This window comes from Desulfurispirillum indicum S5 (genome assembly GCF_000177635.2).
Taxonomy (GTDB): Bacteria; Chrysiogenota; Chrysiogenetes; order Chrysiogenales; family Chrysiogenaceae; genus Desulfurispirillum; species Desulfurispirillum indicum.
On the sequence record NC_014836.1, the window covers coordinates 1000014 to 1018151 of the forward strand.

Below are 18138 nucleotides of genomic sequence, written 5' to 3' on the forward strand. Positions count from 1 at the left end.
GCTCTCCAGGGGTCAAGCCAGAGTAAAGTGGGCCCAGTTGTCCAGACATATTTCGAGGAAGTTTAAGTTTTCTTATTGCAGCCTATGCCGCAAGCTTTTCCTCCTTTATTCTAAATACTGACATGTACATTTTGTCTGGTGTTCTGTAGTCAAGAGACTGATGAAACCTTCTGCTATTGTAGAAGGTGAAGTATCGCTTTACTCCTTCCTTGAGTTCGGTCATGTTCTCATAGCATTTGATATAGATGTTTTCGTATTTCACACTGCGCCAAAGGCGCTCTACGTAGACATTGTCAAGGGCTCTGCCTTTGCCGTCCATGCTGATTCTGATGCCGTGACTCTTGAGTCTTTGCGTAAATGCCTCTGAGCTATATTGGCTTCCCTGGTCGGTGTTGAATATCCCAGGGACTCCATAGCGTCTGATGGCTTCATCCAGTGCTTCGAGGCAAAAGCAGGTATCCATGGTGTTGGAGATGCGCCAGCTCAGTACTTTGCGGCTGAACAGATCTATGATAGCTGTCAGGTACACCGTCTTGGCGCCAAGCTTCAAGTACGTGATATCAGTGGCCCAAACCTGGTTGGGAAGCCAGATATTCAATCCTCGCAGCAAGTACGGATACTTCTTGTGCTGCTTGTTGGCCCGTGAAAGATTGGGTTTGGGGTAAATCGCACGCAGCCCATGCTTGTGCATAATGCGCCGCACCTGTTTGGAACTCACGGCCATATCATGTTCCTCATTGAGCTGTATGGCTATCTTGCGATAACCGAAGGTGGGAATGTCTTGCAGCACCCTGAGAACAACCTTCAGTATTTCAAGATCAGATTCCTCCAGCGCCGACGAACGTGACTGGTAATAGTAGGTCGAGTGGCTGATGCCAAGCAACTTGCACTGCATCCGTATGCTCAGGTTTTTATGGCCTGGCTCTATGGCATTTTTGGCTCGTGACCGTAGAGTTGCACATACTTTTTTTTTAGGAAGTCCTTCTCAACCTGAAGCATGCCAATTTGCTTGTAAAGGGCGTCAACATTGCGATCCTCTTTGTCCTTGCCCTTCTTCTTGTTGGGACGATCGAATATATCAGGCATGGCTTCCAGAGCACGCTTCTTCCACTCCTTGATCTGCTGGGGATGAACCTCATACTCCTGAGCCAGCTCCTGAACAGTCTTTTCTTCACGCAGCGCCTCAAGGGCTACCTTGGCTTTGAACTCATTGGTAAATGTCTTACGTTGCACTATAGTCACTCTCCAGGTGATGTTTGGATCAGGTCAATCTACGCCACTTCCGATGACTTTGCCAAACTTAAACCCCTGTCCGATTTACTGGGCCCATTATAGAGCTGTTCAGCAAAAGGTAAATCAGAATCAAGGCTCCAGCCTGCGTTCTTTTTTTTGCTTTGAATTTCAGCAGCCAGTTGGAGGAGCTGGTCAATCAGGTCATCCACAAGCTGTTCTCGTTTCTGTCGAATAGCCAGCGTGCTACTGCGTTGAAAGCTGATGGCTAAATGCTTTTGCAGGCGTTTGGTCAGCGACCAGGTGCGGTGCGTCAACTCTTTCCAGAAAGCTTCCTGCCCTTTTCGGGGCAAAAAGTCTTGAGCTGTCCAAGAGGGCGGCTGGCAGGATAAAAGGTAGCCCTTACCATAGCGTTGTGTGTTGAGCTGCGAAATATTCTGAGGTTTGGTGCCACCAAAGGCCTGGACAGCCAGGTTGGGAAAAAACACTAGGGTTTGAGGGTCGTAAAGTCCTTTCTCGCGCGCTTTACGGGCTCTTTTGGTTTCATCAGAAAAGAAGGCTGAGGTGATTTTCTGATGAAGCTGATGTGCAAGGGAACTGGCATAAAGCGGGCTGATCAAGTGGTAGTTGCTATTTCCTAATGGAAAATAGACTTGCTTGGTCAACTGGCCGGACTGAACCTGTTTATCCTGAAGTGCTGCCTTGAAGCCTTCCAGCCACTCCTGGTACTGCTCATCAGTTTGACTCAAAGCTTCAAGGGTTGGGCTCTGGCCCTTGGCAATTTCATCTAGCAGCATGACTCCATTGGCTTCTAGCTTTAAAAGTATGGCGACATAAAATACTGCGGCATTGCCAACAAAGTCAACTTCTAAACCAGAGACGGAAGCTGAGGTTAGGTAGTTATTTTTTTGGAGCTTTGCTGATTCTTCTGAAAAAAGAACTCCCGAACTACGAGTGTCTGAGTGGGTGTATTTGGCTGCATGAGTCGCTCTGCTGATCTGTTTAGCTCGTTTAGATGCATCAGTAAGCCAGTTTTCAGGTTTGATCAATTTATTGCGCATGGCTTGCAATTGTTCCAGCTGGTCTTGGTCGGCTACGGCTCTGGCTTTTTCCACTTCCTTGTCGTTTAATTCCAATTTGTCACTCAGCCGGTTACTGATGTAATCAAGAACCTTATCAGCCAGTGTTGTTTCCTGCTCTTGCATGGAAGTACTCCTTGTTATTTAAGTTCTTGGTGGACACCCAGCAGAGGGTGGTAATGCCACTGCTCATCAGCTCTTAAGCGAATTTGCATAAACCTTTTGCAGATGGTAGCGACCTCCTCATCCTGCCTTTCTGCTTGCTCATTGATTAAATTCTGGGGGTCCGTCATGATCCAGGGCTGAATGCGGTCAGCCAATTGTACATCAACATGCTGAAAGCGCTGGTCTTGACTAACGGGTTCCTGTCCAGGTTGCCAGGAATGAAATTTCAACTCCTCCAGTTCGTCTTCCTGGTACAACAGCAGTAATTCATCTGGGCTGCTTTTACGAAAGGGTGTGCGACGTTGGAATTCATAGCTCCAGGTCGGATTCTTCTGCCACCAGAGGGCTGCATATTATAATGGGCCCAGTAAATCGGACAGGGGTTTAAGTTTGGCAAAGTCATCGGAAGTGGCGTAGATTGACCTGATCCAAACATCACCTGGAGAGTGACTATAGTGCAACGTAAGACATTTACCAATGAGTTCAAAGCCAAGGTAGCCCTTGAGGCGCTGCGTGAAGAAAAGACTGTTCAGGAGCTGGCTCAGGAGTATGAGGTTCATCCCCAGCAGATCAAGGAGTGGAAGAAGCGTGCTCTGGAAGCCATGCCTGATATATTCGATCGTCCCAACAAGAAGAAGGGCAAGGACAAAGAGGATCGCAATGTTGACGCCCTTTACAAGCAAATTGGCATGCTTCAGGTTGAGAAGGACTTCCTAAAAAAAAAGTATGTGCAACTCTACGGTCACGAGCCAAAAATGCCATAGAGCCAGGCCATAAAAACCTGAGCATACGGATGCAGTGCAAGTTGCTTGGCATCAGCCACTCGACCTACTATTACCAGTCACGTTCGTCGGCGCTGGAGGAATCTGATCTTGAAATACTGAAGGTTGTTCTCAGGGTGCTGCAAGACATTCCCACCTTCGGTTATCGCAAGATAGCCATACAGCTCAATGAGGAACATGATATGGCCGTGAGTTCCAAACAGGTGCGGCGCATTATGCACAAGCATGGGCTGCGTGCGATTTACCCCAAACCCAATCTTTCACGGGCCAACAAGCAGCACAAGAAGTATCCGTACTTGCTGCGAGGATTGAATATCTGGCTTCCCAACCAGGTTTGGGCCACTGATATCACGTACTTGAAGCTTGGCGCCAAGACGGTGTACCTGACAGCTATCATAGATCTGTTCAGCCGCAAAGTACTGAGCTGGCGCATCTCCAACACCATGGATACCTGCTTTTGCCTCGAAGCACTGGATGAAGCCATCAGACGCTATGGAGTCCCTGGGATATTCAACACCGACCAGGGAAGCCAATATAGCTCAGAGGCATTTACGCAAAGACTCAAGAGTCACGGCATCAGAATCAGCATGGACGGCAAAGGCAGAGCCCTTGACAATGTCTACGTAGAGCGCCTTTGGCGCAGTGTGAAATACGAAAACATCTATATCAAATGCTATGAGAACATGACCGAACTCAAGGAAGGAGTAAAGCGATACTTCACCTTCTACAATAGCAGAAGGTTTCATCAGTCTCTTGACTACAGAACACCAGACAAAATGTACATGTCAGTATTTAGAATAAAGGAGGAAAAGCTTGCGGCATAGGCTGCAATAAGAAAACTTAAACTTCCTCGAAATATGTCTGGACAACTGGGCCCACTTTATATTCAGCCTGTTTCTCTGAACCAAAGAGCTTGGCAGCCAAGTGTTCGTGCTCCAGGTCAACGAGATTACTGGCTGGAGTGTGGTTTTTTCGGCGCAAGAGCCTTGGTGTGGCATTGATATGCTTGTATTGACTTTCTTCCAGAATAACTTCCAAGTCATGAGATAACAATGGGAAGTCTTGTGATTCAAAGCCGGGTTTCGAGTAAGCCGGTTTTTTGTTTTGCAGGGCTTTAAAGTTCTTTCTGGGTATAAGCAGGTTAGGGTGCTGCGGTGCATTTTGCCGATGGCGTTGAATGCGACCTGCCAACTGGATGAGTGAGCGCATGGAGCTGGGTTCAGCAATGGCCCAGTCATAGTCATGATCACGCCCCACTTCTGTAACTGCCGAACCGAGAACAATGAAGATATGTTGGGTTTCATTGCCTTGCTTCAGGGCATCGGCAATCATCGGGTTTTCCCAGACTTTTTCAGGCTCATTGCGGTTAAGAATTTCATCCAGAAACTTTTCAATGCGTGAACGTATCAATAGCGGGTATTGGCCATGATAGACACAAAAGTGCAATCTATAGTTCTCAGGCAGAGGTTTTGCGAAGAGCTTTTGTGCTACGGCAACCAAGGGGTTGATGTTGGCCATGCGAATCAACCCAAAGGAAACCTCTTTGCCTGCAGCCTTTCCACCAGAAGGTTGCTTGTGCTGGTCATGTAATTCAAGCAGCGCCCGCTGGAAAGAATCTGCCAAACTTTGTGCCACCTTTTCCGAAGAGAGGGACTCACTGCTGACATCCAGGAGCTGACCCCAGCGCAAGGGTGCTTCTTTTTGCTGTTTTTTTACCAGTTCCTTAATTCTGCTTGTGACAAAGTCATTATGAGCTACCGCAAAATCCTGCTCATTACTTAGAGTATGGCTGGTTGAATTAAATTCATCAAACCAAGCACAGGGAATAACATTGGATTGTTCTGATGGTTCGCCCCTGGCTTGCAGATAGCTGCATCTACCTGCCTTATAGGCAGAAAACAGAGCTTCAACCAATGATGGTGGCAAAGTGGCCGAAGAAAGCAGCACACGTGAGCCTAACAGACCTGCCCAGTGAACAAGCCGACAAAGTGCAGGCAGGTCTTCCAATCCAAAATCATCCGGCTCATCCAGTACCAGGTCAGAAGTCATTAGGCGCAGCATGGGCGCAATTTGGCGCCCACCTCTTGCTCCCTCAGTTGCGGGCATGAGATAATCAATGGTACTGATCAGCACCGGCGCACTGACCAGTTGCAGGAGTTTTGGGCTGGCTTTTAACCAATTTGATACGTTTTCATCCAGCAGACCCTCATAGTGGACATGCAAGTCTGGATCAATCATGTCCTGGGCTGACTCGCTACCTGTTTTCTCCAAAACAGATATAGGTTTTTTGGGATTTTCTGGGTCATGTTTTCCCTGATCATAAAGCTCTTTTACTGCTTGGGAACCGACTAAGAGCTTGTCCATAAATAATCATTGACCATCATGATAGTTTGCTATAGAATGATTCAGTGAGAGATCATTCATGGCGGTGATTTATGTCTAAAGTGCAATCATGGGAAGTCTCAGATGCTTTCTGGCAAAGAGTTGAGCCTTTGCTGCCAATCCAGCAAAGAGATCTTGACAAGGTCTACAAGCGCAAGCCTGGTGGTGGGCGCAAGCGACTTAACCCCAGGAAGGCGTTTTCCGGCATTGTCTATGTTCTGCGCACCGGTTGTCAGTGGAAAGCGATACCCAAGGAGCAGTTTGGTTGCGCCAGTGCCGTGCACAAGTACTTCATTGAGTGGAGTAAGGCCGGTGTATTCGAAGCTATTTGGCGTCAAGGGCTGGCTGAGTACGACGAGATGGAGGGAATTGCCTGGGAGTGGCAAAGCATAGATGGCGGAATGTACAAAGCACCAATGGCTCTTGAAACCGTAGGGAAGAACCCGACGGATCGGGGAAAAAAACGGGAGCAAGCGTCATGTCCTGGTGGACGGTCGTGGCGTCCCGTTGTCCATCGTCGTAACCGGAGCGAACCGGCATGATGTGAGCCAGCTTGAAGCTGTTCTTGATGGCGTAGTCTTCGAGAAGCCTGCAGAGCAGGAGCAGCATCTTTGCGCAGATTGTGGCTACAAGGGAAAGCAGGCGCTCAGCAGCATTCTTCAGCGCGGATACATACCCCATGTAAAGCAGCGAAAAGAAGAGATCGAGGACAAGAAGCGTGACCCATCAAAGAAGGCGAGGCGCTGGATAGTGGAAGCATCTATTTCCTGGTTCAACCGTTTCAGGAAGATTCATGTGCGCTTTGAGAAGCTTGAGGTCACTCACTACGGGTTGACGTGTCTTGCGGCAGCCATAATCACATACAGGAAAATCGGCGTAATTTATGGATAAGTTCTAAGGTTGCCAGATCCTCTTTGTCTAGTCTCAGTTTTTCTTTGAAAGCATCACCTGTTTGCAGGGTAAGGGTTCTCAGTCCCAGGGCTACATTGAAGCGGCAGCCACGTTTCTCATTAGCAAGTCCATACATGATGCTTGCATTGGCAAAGGTTTTCCCACATCCCGTTGAAGCCAGATTGATACCAAAAAAACCCTGCTTTTCTGAACGAGGGCCAAGACTTTTTGCCAGATCATAGGCTTTGTCCTGCCAGCGAAAGCGGTTCAAGGTGACTCGTTTACTCAAGGCTTTAACACGGGTGATGGCAGGGAGTTGTTTGGAAAGATCAGGGAGTCGGCGTGCCAGAAGGTAAGCATGGTGAGCCACTCCCAGATTATGCTCATCCAACTTTTGCTTGAGTTGTTCTGTTTTGCGGTCTGTATTAGCATGGGCTTTATAAGATTTGTCTTGCCAAGCTGCTGTAGGCTGGCTGGCTGAATAAATATGGTCAGCCAAAGTTAACACCATTCTGGCAAGGTGACTGGTATAGAGATCGCTTAAGCCAGGATGACTTTTCAAGCTGTTGGCTTTCAGTGCTCTTTTTGCCAAACTGCAAGCCTTGCTACGCCAAATCTTACTGCGCAGAGGAGTACCATGTGGGAAGTCCCACACACCTTGCCATTCTACTGGTCCCCAGTCACTCCGATAAAGCTGGGGTGAATTCCAACCAGCATTGAAGTCATCAGTCAGCCATTCATCTATTTCATCAAGATAAGGAACAATCTGGGCGTGATCTTTAGGGAATACGGGTAGTCGATGATGGCTGACGATCAACCAGGCAACAGTTAACGCCAGAGGCTGGTGTTGAGCCAATTTCTTCAAAGGGGCTTTGGGGCGAACACTAATGTCTTTTTCAAGTTTCTCCAGCAGATCTTGTTCCATTTCAGGTGAAACCAAGTTGAGCTTTTCTAGCCACTCCATGTCTTCCAGGTCATCAATAAAGGCCATAAAGAGGCGCAAAGAAATCCATTCATGTCTTAGGGGTTCACTCAGTGGTTTTTTCTTCTTTTTGGGGTTGAGCTTGTCCTGAAAACGTTTATTGGCTTTACCAAAATCATGGAATAGTCCCGCAATAGATGCCAGTAAAGCTAAGGCATCGAGGGTGTTCCAATCATTTTCATCCTCTCTGCGCAGAATATCGCGACTGGTAATGTTTGTTGGCACTGCTCCTTCACTGTTGAACTGACTGGCATCACCGACAATCCACATAAGCTCGCTGTGATTGCGACCCCGAATCCAGTGGCAGGCAACGGCAGTATTGCGTCGGGCTTTTTTCCGCAACATGCGGCGCAGGGTCTCAAGTCCCTGCATGGTTATAGCCGTCTGCCAGGTGCGATCCCCTTTGCGCTCGGCAAACTGGTCAAGGATGCGCCGTGTCTCAACAAGCGCATTTTTGCTGCACTGGGATACAATCAAAACATTCATGTAGTTCCCTTGCCTTCTTGAGTGGCTATCATTTTGACGGTATCAATCATGAAATCGAGCGCTTCATGCTGGGTGAGTGTTTCAATACATGCCTGCCGAAATTCCTGCTCACTATGCCCCTGCATGGCAGAAAGAAAAGCCTGGGGTAATATCATGGCATCTTTAATCAAATCCGCGATATCAAATACCAATCCACCACGTCGCGTTTTTCCATGTAAAACGGCAAGGCCATGGGGAAGCCCCAATACCCAGGCTGCGGTTGCCCCCAGACCGTAGGCCAGATAGTTTCCATGATCCAGAAAACGATTGGCGGGATCACTTCCACTGCCTTTTTTTGCTCGTATAAATTCACCATAGTCTGTGGTATTGGCTGCAATTTTAAAGAGTTCCTTGGTGAGTCTTGCCTCTTGAGTCAGGAGTGAGTTTGTATCGGGGGCCTTATCAATACTTGCATCGGCCTTATCAAGAGCTCTTTTCAATGACTCTCCATCCGGTGAAAACCCAGCCTGTTCCAACTGACGATTTTTCAGCCAGTGTTTCTTTATGCGGTCAATCCTGGTGTGTTGAATTATTTTGGCTGCTTCAAGGCGTTTAGCATCATCAAACCAAAAGCTAACCCAGGCCTGAAGATACTCAGTTGGCCGATACTCGCTTTGAGGACAGAACCACGCCACTTCAATATCCATTTCATTGGCACTGAAAAGAGGGGTACCACCGCCACCGCAAAACCCGACAAGCACACCAGCCTTGGAAAGTTCACGCATCGCTGCCTGTGTGATAGACGTGCCAGTGCTCAGCAGCAGGGTTGTGGTGTTGGCAATGGGGATATTCCAGTACATGGAGCGTTTACCAGCGTCCGTCACATATTCGACTCGCCCACCGTTAACGAGAACTCGACAGTGCTCCAACAAGTAGATATTTGCCCGTTTTGAGTGAAGAATACTCTTCAAGTCTGTAGGAGAAATCTGATCCATTCTATTCCCTCCTCATCTCCTCCCACACCATAGCTGTCAGGCGAGCATCGCCCAGAGCACGGTGGAGCTGTATTTCCGGTGGCAGCTTGCCCAGCACATGCTGGGCAAGGTACTCCAGTTTATGGTTTGGGAGCCGTGGGTATTTCCTGCGGCCAAGTCTGAGGGTGCAGTGGCTGGGATTTGCCATGGACAGCCCCAGTCGCTGCAGTTCACTATGGACAAACCTCATGTCAAACGGTGCATTGTGGGCCACAATGGGGTGATGTTCAATGAACCATATAAATTGCGGCCAGATTTCCCCTGGCGCGGGTTGCCCTGCCAGCATCGCGGTGGTAATGCCATGTACGCCAGTGGTTGCGGCAGAAACTGGCACGCCAACCTGTATAAGGCTGCAGAACTCGGCAATCACTTGCCCTTGCTCCATCTTCACAGCGGCTATTTCGATCACCCGCGCCCCTCTGGCGGGTGAAAGTCCTGTGGTTTCCACATCAATGGCGACAAATGTGTTCATATGAAGATCATCCTACCACACTCACTCTGACAAAACCTGTCATACTGCTTTTTAATCCGCTATAACTCTCCACAGTATATGCAGCCAGGGATCTTCGCACCTGCTTGCGGGGCTGCCATCCCGTCGCTTCGCGCCACCCCTCCAGGGGAGGGGAATAGGGGCTTCGGTGAGGTGTTGCCTTTTCATAAATCTGCGCAAATCTACCGTCTATCTGCGGAAAAAAATACGGTTGTTTGATCTTTCCCCCTAACAGGCTGCTAAGATAACTCCAGGTCTTCAAACAGTCTGTTGCTTTCACGTATCTCAAAGAACGATTGACATATTCGGTCACATGACCGAATATGCAGGTCATATAACTTAAATTGGAGGTTATATGCTTGAAGCAATTTTTGGTGCAGCTTCCAAAGAAAAGGTACTGCTTTTCCTCCTTATCCGAAAAAGTGGTTATGCGCGGGAAATTTGTACGTTCTTCGGTTTGTCACTCAGTGCAGTTCAAAAGACACTGGAAAACCTGGAGCTTGGTGGTGTTCTGATCTCTCGTAGTGTCGGACGCACACGAGTATTTGAACTGAATCCTCGATATGCGTTTCTGAATGAGCTTGAAAACCTTCTTGCCAAAGCTTTTGAATATTACCCGGCAGCAGAACGCGAACGCCTCACAATGGTGAGAGCACGCCCAAGACGCAAAGGCAAGCCACTATGAAGCCTGTGGCAGAGATGTCTGCGCTTGAACTGAGTGCGTGGGTGTGTGATGCCCTGTATCGTCAGGGTATAGAAGTCGTACTCTCCGGTGGTGCCTGCGTGATGATTTACGCCGAAAACAAGTACATGTCGTATGATATTGACCTTATTGACTGCTATATTACCCCACGGAAGAAACTGCGTAGCGTCATGGAAAGCCTGGGATTCAGTGAACATCATCGCTATTTTGTGCACAACGAGTCACCATACCTCATCGAATTCCCTGCTGGTCCCCTGGGAATCGGGGATGAAAATATCACCGATGTGTATGCGATAGACACTCCATTGGGACAACTTCGACTTTTATCGCCCACTGATTGTGTCAAAGACCGTCTGGCCGCCTTCTACCACTGGGGTGACCTGCAAAGCCTTGAGCAAGCACTGCTGGTTGCCATGGCAAAAGAAATTGACCTTGAAAATGTGCACTATTGGTCAGCCAGAGAAGGTTGCAGTGAACAATATATACAATTTACGAATGAGCTTAAGCGTCGTCAACAGTGAAGCCACGAGTAGTTCTCGTCACAACTACTCATGGCTTTCAGCACAAAGGGATCTTCGCACCGGCTTGCGGGCCTACCACCCCGTCGCTTCGTGCCACCCCTCCAGGGGAGGGGAAGAGGGTCTGCGGTGAGATGTTGACTTATCAAAAATCTGCGCAAATCTGCGTCCATCTGAAGAAAAGAATTCGGCTTCGCTTTGGCAATAGCTTTTCCCCCTACTCACTTCCCTCTACTCGCTACTCGCTCTCACCCACCATCTTTTTTGCTTCTGCCAGGATCATGTCCCGCAGTTCCACGGGTTCAAGGACTTCCACTTCGGCTCCATAGGAGAGCACGCGCATTTTGATTTCGCGCAGGTCGGCGACGGGGAAGCTGAGTTCCACGGCTCCGCATGTTTCTTCGCGCATGGTCTGGGCGGGGTGCCACTGCTGTTCGCGTATCCAGCGGCTGGTTTCGGGGCTGAAGCGCAGGCGCACGGCAGTTGTAAGCTTGCCCTGAAAGAGTCCATAGGCGTGGTTGACCAGCGATTGCCACTGCTCGGCGGGGCGGGGCAAAAAGGTTTCAGGTTCCATGCGGGCGCTGGTCATGCGGGCCAGGTGAAACTGTCGCCACTGATGGCGCAGGCGGCACCAGGCGACGAGTATCCAGGCGCCATGGTAGTGGAAGAGGTGGTGGGGTTCGATGGTGCGGGTGGTGTGCTGGTTATCCTGGGGCGAGTGGTAGTCGATGCTCAGCGTTCGGCTCAGGAGCAGGGAGTGGGTGGCAGCGTTGAAGGTGTCGGGGTTGCAGGGGGCCAGGCTGGTGTACTGGCTGGAAAAGAGGTTGCGCAGCTGTTGGGGGTTGAGGGGGTGGATGCTGTTTTCCCGGAAGAGTCGGGTTTCAAAGGCGGCCAGGGCGCGGCTGGCGTGGCCTGCGGTGGCGGATTCCAGCATATTGCGGGCGATGAGCCAGCACAGAAGTTCGTTCTGGCTGAGCCACAGGGGCGGGAGTTGGTAGCTGTGATCGGTGTAGGAATAGCCTTTGTGCTGGTGGTCGTATTCCAGGGGCGCGCCGAAGCGGTCGCGGATGGTTTCAATGCGCCTTTGGGCGGTGCGGGTGGAAATTTCAAACTGTGCGGCCAGGGTGGTGGCGTTGGGATAGGCTCGTTGCCGGGTTTGCTGGTGAAACCAGCAGTAGTGTTCCAGTGCGCGGGTGTCGGACATGGCTGCCCCTTGCTGGTACATGGGTGAACAAAATGGGACGCGCAATACGGTTCACATTTGACCGTACTTTGCCGGAGATTGCAAGGCGGAATGTCCGTCGTTACTTCCAGGCCTTGACCTGCCCGATTTTCCCTGTTATAAACGCCCAATCATATTCATCATGAGTAGTGGAGGGAACGGGCCCTGTGAAGCTACAGCAACCTTCTTGTACGGAAAAGGTGCTAAATCCCTCAGTCACTTGACTGGAAGATGAGCTCAGCCGGTACTCAAACCTCTGACTGTCTTGCAGTCAGAGGTTTTTTTCTGGAGTTTTCCATGGATGAAAAAATACTGGTTCAGGCGCGGAATTTCCGTCTTCATCTGGGCGAAAAGGGCTTCTTTCTGGAGTCGGGGCGTATTCTGCCTGAGGTGTCCATCGCCTACGAGACCTACGGCACCCTCAATGCCGACAAGAGCAATGCCATCCTGGTCTGTCACGCGCTGACGGGAAGCGCCCACGCGGCTCACTACCACTCTCCCGACGATCAGAAGCCCGGCTGGTGGGATGACGTGATCGGTCCGGGAAAGACGCTGGACACCAATACATACTTCATCATCTGTTCCAATATCCTGGGCGGCTGCAACGGCACGACGGGCCCCCGCTCCATCAATCCCCTGACAGGCCGCCGCTATGATATCCAGTTCCCGGTGGTCACCATCAAGGACATGGTGCACGCCCAGTGGCTCTTTCTGAAGCAGTGCTTTCAGATCGAGCGTCTGCATTCGGTTATCGGGGGCTCCCTGGGGGGAATGCAGGTGCTGGAATGGGCCATCAGTTATCCGGAAAAGCTGGAGCGGGCCATCGTGATTGCCGCCACGGGGCGTATTTCCGCCCAGGCGCTGGCCATGAACAAGGTGGGCCGCCAGGCTATCATGCGCGACCCCAACTGGAAAAACGGCAACTACCCCGATGGGGCGGGGCCGGTGGACGGATTGAGTATCGCCCGCATGATGGGCCATATTTCCTACCTGAGCTATGATTCCATGCAGCGCAAATTCGGTCGGGACTTCAAGAAGAATGACGGCCTCTATGACTTTTTCGGCGAATTCCAGGTGGAGTCCTACCTGAATTACAACGGCTATAATTTTGCCAAGCGCTTCGATGCCAACAGCTACCTGTACATCACCAAGGCGATGGATCTTTTCGACGTGGGCATGGGCAACGGGTACCGGGAGATTCTCTCGCGCATCAGGGCGCGTACCCTGGTGGTTTCCATCGCCAGCGACATGCTCTTCCCTCCCTGGGAGAGCGAGGAGCTCTTCCGGGTAATGCACGAGGAGGGGGTCAGCGTGTCCTACTATGAGATGGAGTCCGATGTGGGCCACGATGGCTTCCTGGTGGACTACCATGTGCTGAATCCGGTGCTGGAGAGTTTTATCGGGAGTTGAAGGATTCTGTAACCACAAAACATACACGAAGTATGCGCGAAGAACCTGAGGCTCAGAAGCTCTTTTCCCTTCGCGCTTTTCGTGCATTGCGTGGTAAAAAAATTTCTTATCCGCTGCTGGTCTGAAACCGCTGCAGGATTTCCAGCCGGTTGCCGGTCAGGCCGGGGTCACGATAGGAGCGCGCCAGGGGGCTGCGCTCCTTTTTGCGCTCCATGTCGATGGGGGTCATGTCCTGCAGGGGGATGCGACTGGCGATGGTGCTGCGGCGAATGCCGGGCTGCTGGTTGTGGAAGTCGTAGATCAGGAATCCGTTTTCAGAAAGCCCCATGCGCACGGGGGTGGCCTGGGAGTAGGTGGTCAGCAGGCCAGTGTCCTTCATGAGCGCTGCGATCAGCGCGAAGTATTCACGGGTCCACAGTTCGGGGTTCTTGGCGGGGCTGAAGGGGTCCTGATAGACGATGTCGATACTGCCATGATCAAGTCGTGGCAGGCTCTGCAGGGCGTCGCCGGGCAGAATTTCCACCTGGCATCGCTGCGATGTATGGCACAGGGTGCGGCTGAGTTCCTCTATCAGGGGGCGGTAGTGGTTCAGGTGCTGGGGGTACGGGTGCGCGGGCAGGCTGGCGATGAGCTCGCGGTCGAACTCCGGGGCGATGATGTGCACATGGCCCTGATACTGCTGCTGCTCCAGGTACCACAGGGTGGCCAGGCTGTTGAGCCCAAGGCCAAAGCAGATGTCGAGCACCCTGATGCGCGGACGCTCCAGGGCGTGGCTCAGCTGCAGGCCGGGCAGGACATGCTTCTGCAGCGACTCCAGCCAGGCGCCGTCGCGGGTGGAGTGGTAGTGTTCGTCAAAGAAGGGGGAGTAGCGGGTGAAGGTGCCGTCCGCACTGGGGGCTGCCGTGGTGTGCTGCTGCATGGAAAAGGGGTCAGGACTGCTGGGGCTCAAATTTGCTGACGTTGAGTACCTTGAGCAGTTCCAGCTCCTGGAGCATCTGATACAGGTTGTCGTTGCCGACTTTGACGTTGATCTGCACCTTTTTCATGAAGATGAGCTTGATGAAATAGCCGATCACCGACGAAATAATCGTGGACGACTCGGGCAGTATGATGACTATTTCCTTCTGCGCCTTGACGACTTCGTCCAGAGTCGTTTTGATGGACTCATGGTCACTGATGGTTTTAATATTCCCGTATATGGTTATCTGATTGCCATTTACGTCAATGCGCATACATAATCCTTAAAGCGGCTGTACCTTATTCCATAAGGAAATCTGGTATTTTGGGAAATTACCATAATATTTCAGGGTTGAACAGCAAAACGTTTCATTTTGCGGTAAAGAGTCGATTTGTCTACTCCCAGTAACCGCGCGGCCTGGGTTTTGTTGCCACCGGCCTGCGCCAGCGCCTCCACGATGTGCTGGCGTTCGATGTTCCGGCTGCCCAGGGGCAGGCCGGCGGTGTCCGATATCTGACGGGGTGCGTCCAGAGGCGGGCGACAGGAGGCTTCTTCCACAATGCGCATTTTCTCTTCCACCCAGCTGCGCATGGCTTCGGCAGTGATGACGGCAGAAGGGGTTTCAATGAAGATCCGTTCAATGACGTTGGACAGCTCTCGCACATTACCGGGCCAGGTGTAGTTGGTCATGATGGCCATGGCTTCGCTGGATATTTCCAGCACCCGTTTGCCCATGGAGGCGTATTTCTGGTTGAGGCGGCTGATAAAGTGCCTTACCAGCAGGGGGATGTCTTCGCGGCGCTGCCGCAGGGGAGGGATATGGATGCGCAGCACGGCCAGGCGATAGAACAGGTCGGCGCGGAAGCGCTTTTCCTGGATGGCCTGTTCCAGGGGAACATTGGTGGCAGCCACGATGCGCACGTCGACGGGAAAGGTGGATTCCCCGCCAACCCGCTCCACCATGCCGTCCTCCAGAACGCGCAGCAGCTTTCCCTGGGTGTGCAGGGGCATATCGCCGATTTCATCCAGAAAGAGGGTGCCATGGTCGGCCCGCTCAAATTTTCCCCGGTGGGTGCGATGGGCGCCGGTAAAGGCTCCGCGCTCGTGGCCGAAGAGTTCCGACTCGATCAGGGTATCGCTCAGGGCGGTGCAGTTGAGGGCCACGAATTCGCCACGAAAGCGACTGAGCTGGTGAATGGCCTGGGCTACCAGTTCCTTGCCGGTTCCGGTTTCGCCGGTAATGAGGATATTGGAGTGGGTCTTGCTGTACAGTTCAATGCGCCGGAAGATGTCCACCATGGCTGAGCTTTTGCCGATAATGCCAAAAAAATCGCTGCGGTACTTGCGGGCGGTTTCGTTATAGCCGATGTGGGTAATATCGTGCAGGCGCATGATGACCAGCGGGTGGGTGTTCTCCTCGGAGGCGGCAAAGTACTGGGCCAGGACCACCAGCACCTGATCGTGGATCTGCAGGATGGTGTTGCGCTGGGACTGCTGCTGTTGGCACACTTCGCGGGCCAGGCGCAGCAGCTGGCTGGTGTCGGCGGAATCCGGCAGCACGGTACCGGGCTCCAGGATCTCTTCGTCTGCCAGGAGCTTGCGGACCCAGTTGGCGCAGACCACGACCCGCAGGCGCCGCTGATCCAGGGCTTCCAGCATGATATCAGGAATGCTGTCCACCATGGAGGAGAGTTGATTATAGGGATCGGTAAATTTCTGCAGTTCGTTCATGATTCTCTTCAGACGATGGAATTGTTCAACTCGCGGACAATTTCTATCTGGCGCTGGGCAATGTATTCCTTCAGGGTTTCACGGCTCTGGGTGTCGGACTGGAGCATGACCACCACTTTGCTGATCTTGCCTTCGCCTTCGATGCGGTAAATGCGCCCTTTGGTGGAAATCTGGCTCTCCTGGCCATCTGTGGCGCGGTGGAGCTGCACCCTGACGCTGGCATCCATGCCTTCACGCAGCCATTCGGTCTGGGAGGTGTAGAAGGCCAGGGCCGCCAGGGAGATATCGAATATCCTCTCCTGCAGCGTCTTCCCATCGTATTCCAGGCTCAGGCGCACCCGATCCGGCACCTGCACCCGCACATACTGCCGCTTTTTGGCACTGTTTTCCTCAAAGGAGAAGTCGCGCAGGACCACGCGGCTCTCGTCCTTGTTAAAGCGCTTGATCCGCGCCTGAACAGGCTTGGCAAAAAAATCGCTCTCGATGAAGGCCCGTTTTTCCGAAATGACCGCCAGAAACTGCTTCTGGGGCAGGGCAAATTCCACTTCATTTTCCGATACCAGGCTGACCCGCGCGCTGCCGGAAATGGACATGCCCTTGAAGAGGTTGAAAAAGGTCACTTCCTGATTTTTGGCCTTGACCAGGTCGAAGCTGCGAATAATCATTTCATTTTCTTTCAGGGCTTCCAGGTCGGAGCTGACCACTTCCATGGAGGGAGCGCTGACGATGGTGTTCCGGGCATGGGCACGGGCAGTATCCAGGGCATCGAAGACCTTGCGGCTGAGGGAAGCGGCGTCTTCATCGGAGCCCATCTGAGCGATGCCATAGCTGCAGGTGATGTCCTCCACAAAGGGGAAGCGGTGCCTGGCGATTATCTCGCGCAGGCGGTGGCACAGGTTCTGGACGACGGTGAGGGTGCTGTTGGGGGCGATGATCACCAGCTCTTCCTCATCCCAGCGGCCCAGGAGATCAAAGCCACGGATATTTTTCTGGATCAGTCCCGTCAGTTCCAGCAGCACCTCGTCGGAGCTTTCGCGGCCCATGGTGTTTTCCAGGTCTTCGCGGTAATCAATGGCCAGCATAACCATGGACAGTGAGGTTTTATAGCGCTTGGCGACCTGGATTTCCCGTCCCAGCAGATAGGTGCATTTGGCGCGATTGTGCAGCCCGGTGAGGGGGTCGGTGGTGGCCAGGCGCTCCAGCTCTTTGTTCTGCTGCTCGATGTCGGTCATATCGGTCATGGTCATGATAAAAAAGTTCTCCCCATAGGGAAAGCTGTTCATGCGCAGCACGAAATAGCGATCCTCACGGGTGCGACGGTCCTGCATCCTGACCTTGCAGGCTCCGTGCACTTCCTGGTGCCAGTTGGCGGTACGGGGGAAGAAGCAGCCGTCCTCTTCCAGCAGGAAGTCCCGGATACTGCCATGTTCCTGGGCGAACTCCTTGAGGCTGCCGTAGCGGAAAAACGAAAGCGCGGCCTGATTGGCGGCAATAATGCCCTTCTCCCCGGTCACGATGATCATATTGTCCTGACTGTCGATGATCTTCTGCATCAGCTTGGTCTGGTACTCGTCCTTCTCCTGCAGCAGGATAGTGTGCAGGGTGCGCCCGATGGCCTCGGAGAGCTTCTGGCGGGTGATGGGCTTGATGACAAACTGGCTGACGCCCACATCAATGGCCTTGATCAGCAGCTCGGTTTCGCTGTGGGCGGTGGTGACAATAACCTGGGCGTCGGGGTTGACCTTGCGGATCTGGCGGGTCATTTCCAGGCCATCCATCACGGGCATCTTCACGTCGGTGATGACGATGTGGGGGCGCTTGACCTTGTAGAGGTTGAGCCCCTCCTGACCATTTTCCGCGGTATAGACATTCTTAAAACGGCGCTGCAGAAACTGGGAGACGTTCTCGCGCACTACGGTCTCATCTTCCACGTAGAGGACGTTGAGCTTCGTCAGCCAGGCTTCACGATTTTCCATGTCATTCTCCTTTGGTAACTCTTCACGGGGTAACGGCACTCGCGCCAGCCTTCCTCCCAGAGACGCTCACTTTCGCCCGTGGTTCGAGTCTCTGCCGCTCGCCATCAGGCTCGCTCGCGG

19 protein-coding genes and 1 riboswitch are annotated in these 18138 nt (G+C 52.2%); of the genes, 6 read left to right on the forward strand and 13 right to left on the reverse strand.

Translation table 11 applies throughout. From position 1 onward, the window contains the following. Nucleotides 1–82 precede the first annotated feature (82 nt). Genes SELIN_RS04745 through SELIN_RS04760 form a run of 4 tightly spaced genes read right to left on the reverse strand, consistent with a single transcriptional unit; the run spans nucleotide 83 to nucleotide 2731 of the window. A complete protein-coding gene (locus tag SELIN_RS04745; protein WP_041725906.1) occupies nucleotides 83–928 on the reverse strand; it encodes an IS3 family transposase in 846 nt (281 codons plus the stop codon). After that, complete coding sequence (locus SELIN_RS04750) at nucleotides 925–1242, reverse strand: transposase (protein WP_198007093.1); 318 nt, start codon at nucleotides 1240–1242, stop codon at nucleotides 925–927. Before SELIN_RS04750 ends, SELIN_RS04745 begins: the two co-directional genes overlap by 4 nt. Before the next feature lie 29 nt (nucleotides 1243–1271). Beyond that, on the reverse strand, nucleotides 1272–2435 hold the full coding sequence (gene csy1 / locus SELIN_RS04755; RefSeq protein WP_013505553.1) for a type I-F CRISPR-associated protein Csy1: 1164 nt from the start codon (nucleotides 2433–2435) through the stop codon (nucleotides 1272–1274). Nucleotides 2436–2449: 14 nt separating this feature from the next. Next, on the reverse strand, nucleotides 2450–2731 hold the full coding sequence (locus tag SELIN_RS04760) for a hypothetical protein (RefSeq protein WP_041725928.1): 282 nt from the start codon (nucleotides 2729–2731) through the stop codon (nucleotides 2450–2452). A gap of 189 nt (nucleotides 2732–2920) precedes the next feature. Between SELIN_RS04760 and SELIN_RS04765 the strand changes: the two genes are divergently transcribed. Beyond that, nucleotides 2921–3238, forward strand: coding sequence for a transposase (locus tag SELIN_RS04765; protein WP_198007093.1), 318 nt, complete (start codon nucleotides 2921–2923; stop codon nucleotides 3236–3238). A gap of 23 nt (nucleotides 3239–3261) precedes the next feature. Then, the gene (locus SELIN_RS04770; protein ID WP_232218762.1) at nucleotides 3262–4080 is read left to right on the forward strand and encodes an IS3 family transposase; all 819 of its coding nucleotides are present in this window, start codon (nucleotides 3262–3264) and stop codon (nucleotides 4078–4080) included. Nucleotides 4081–4096: 16 nt separating this feature from the next. Here SELIN_RS04770 and cas3f (SELIN_RS04775) read toward each other — a convergent pair whose 3' ends face one another. Then, nucleotides 4097–5620: a type I-F CRISPR-associated helicase Cas3f gene (gene cas3f, locus SELIN_RS04775; RefSeq protein ID WP_049871086.1), complete on the reverse strand. Its 1524-nt coding sequence runs from the start codon at nucleotides 5618–5620 to the stop codon at nucleotides 4097–4099. A 71-nt stretch (nucleotides 5621–5691) separates the two neighbouring features. Between cas3f (SELIN_RS04775) and SELIN_RS14545 the strand changes: the two genes are divergently transcribed. Then, nucleotides 5692–6529 (forward strand): IS5 family transposase gene (locus SELIN_RS14545; protein WP_156788070.1). Its coding sequence is split into 2 segments (ribosomal slippage): nucleotides 5692–6096 and nucleotides 6098–6529, totalling 837 coding nucleotides; the frame shifts between segments, so codons are not numbered across the junction. Here the strand turns inward: SELIN_RS14545 and cas3f (SELIN_RS04790) are convergent. The 3 genes from cas3f (SELIN_RS04790) to SELIN_RS04800 are packed head-to-tail and all read right to left on the reverse strand — an operon-like array spanning nucleotide 6495 to nucleotide 9482. Further along, entirely contained in the window at nucleotides 6495–7997 is a 1503-nt protein-coding gene (cas3f, locus tag SELIN_RS04790; protein WP_049871087.1) for a type I-F CRISPR-associated helicase Cas3f, read from the reverse strand. The two genes, SELIN_RS14545 and cas3f (SELIN_RS04790), sit on opposite strands and share 35 nt — an antisense overlap. Then, nucleotides 7994–8971 (reverse strand): type I-F CRISPR-associated endonuclease Cas1f, encoded by a 978-nt coding sequence (gene cas1f, locus SELIN_RS04795; protein ID WP_013505555.1) that lies wholly within the window; start codon nucleotides 8969–8971, stop codon nucleotides 7994–7996. The genes cas3f (SELIN_RS04790) and cas1f overlap by 4 nt, the downstream gene beginning before the upstream one ends. Nucleotide 8972: 1 nt before the next feature. Then, nucleotides 8973–9482 carry a 3'-5' exonuclease gene (locus tag SELIN_RS04800; protein ID WP_013505556.1) on the reverse strand — a complete coding sequence of 170 codons (510 nt, stop codon included), beginning with the start codon at nucleotides 9480–9482 and terminating at the stop codon, nucleotides 8973–8975. A 373-nt stretch (nucleotides 9483–9855) separates the two neighbouring features. Here SELIN_RS04800 and SELIN_RS04805 point away from each other — a divergent pair, with 373 nt between their 5' ends. Beyond that, nucleotides 9856–10185 carry a winged helix-turn-helix domain-containing protein gene (locus SELIN_RS04805; RefSeq protein ID WP_013505557.1) on the forward strand — a complete coding sequence of 110 codons (330 nt, stop codon included), beginning with the start codon at nucleotides 9856–9858 and terminating at the stop codon, nucleotides 10183–10185. Further along, on the forward strand, nucleotides 10182–10724 hold the full coding sequence (locus SELIN_RS04810; RefSeq protein ID WP_013505558.1) for a hypothetical protein: 543 nt from the start codon (nucleotides 10182–10184) through the stop codon (nucleotides 10722–10724). The genes SELIN_RS04805 and SELIN_RS04810 overlap by 4 nt, the downstream gene beginning before the upstream one ends. 235 nt (nucleotides 10725–10959) lie before the next feature. Here the strand turns inward: SELIN_RS04810 and SELIN_RS04815 are convergent, their stop codons facing one another. Beyond that, nucleotides 10960–11925 carry a helix-turn-helix transcriptional regulator gene (locus tag SELIN_RS04815; protein WP_013505559.1) on the reverse strand — a complete coding sequence of 322 codons (966 nt, stop codon included), beginning with the start codon at nucleotides 11923–11925 and terminating at the stop codon, nucleotides 10960–10962. A gap of 152 nt (nucleotides 11926–12077) precedes the next feature. Beyond that, a riboswitch (SAM riboswitch) is annotated at nucleotides 12078–12181 on the forward strand. Nucleotides 12182–12240: 59 nt separating this feature from the next. On the opposite strand from SELIN_RS04815, the gene metX reads away from it, so the two are divergent. Further along, on the forward strand, nucleotides 12241–13353 hold the full coding sequence (metX, locus tag SELIN_RS04820) for a homoserine O-acetyltransferase MetX (RefSeq protein WP_013505560.1): 1113 nt from the start codon (nucleotides 12241–12243) through the stop codon (nucleotides 13351–13353). Between the two features lie 106 nt (nucleotides 13354–13459). On the opposite strand, the gene SELIN_RS04825 is transcribed toward metX, so the two are convergent. The 4 genes from SELIN_RS04825 to SELIN_RS04840 all read right to left on the reverse strand — a co-directional run bounded on the left by SELIN_RS04825 (nucleotide 13460) and on the right by SELIN_RS04840 (nucleotide 18018). Next, on the reverse strand, nucleotides 13460–14272 hold the full coding sequence (locus SELIN_RS04825; RefSeq protein WP_013505561.1) for a tRNA (5-methylaminomethyl-2-thiouridine)(34)-methyltransferase MnmD: 813 nt from the start codon (nucleotides 14270–14272) through the stop codon (nucleotides 13460–13462). A 10-nt stretch (nucleotides 14273–14282) separates the two neighbouring features. Continuing rightward, nucleotides 14283–14585: a hypothetical protein gene (locus SELIN_RS04830; RefSeq protein WP_013505562.1), complete on the reverse strand. Its 303-nt coding sequence runs from the start codon at nucleotides 14583–14585 to the stop codon at nucleotides 14283–14285. A 71-nt stretch (nucleotides 14586–14656) separates the two neighbouring features. Beyond that, nucleotides 14657–16042: a sigma-54 interaction domain-containing protein gene (locus SELIN_RS04835; RefSeq protein ID WP_013505563.1), complete on the reverse strand. Its 1386-nt coding sequence runs from the start codon at nucleotides 16040–16042 to the stop codon at nucleotides 14657–14659. An 8-nt stretch (nucleotides 16043–16050) separates the two neighbouring features. Next, nucleotides 16051–18018 (reverse strand): response regulator, encoded by a 1968-nt coding sequence (locus SELIN_RS04840; RefSeq protein WP_013505564.1) that lies wholly within the window; start codon nucleotides 18016–18018, stop codon nucleotides 16051–16053. Nucleotides 18019–18138: the final 120 nt, after the last annotated feature.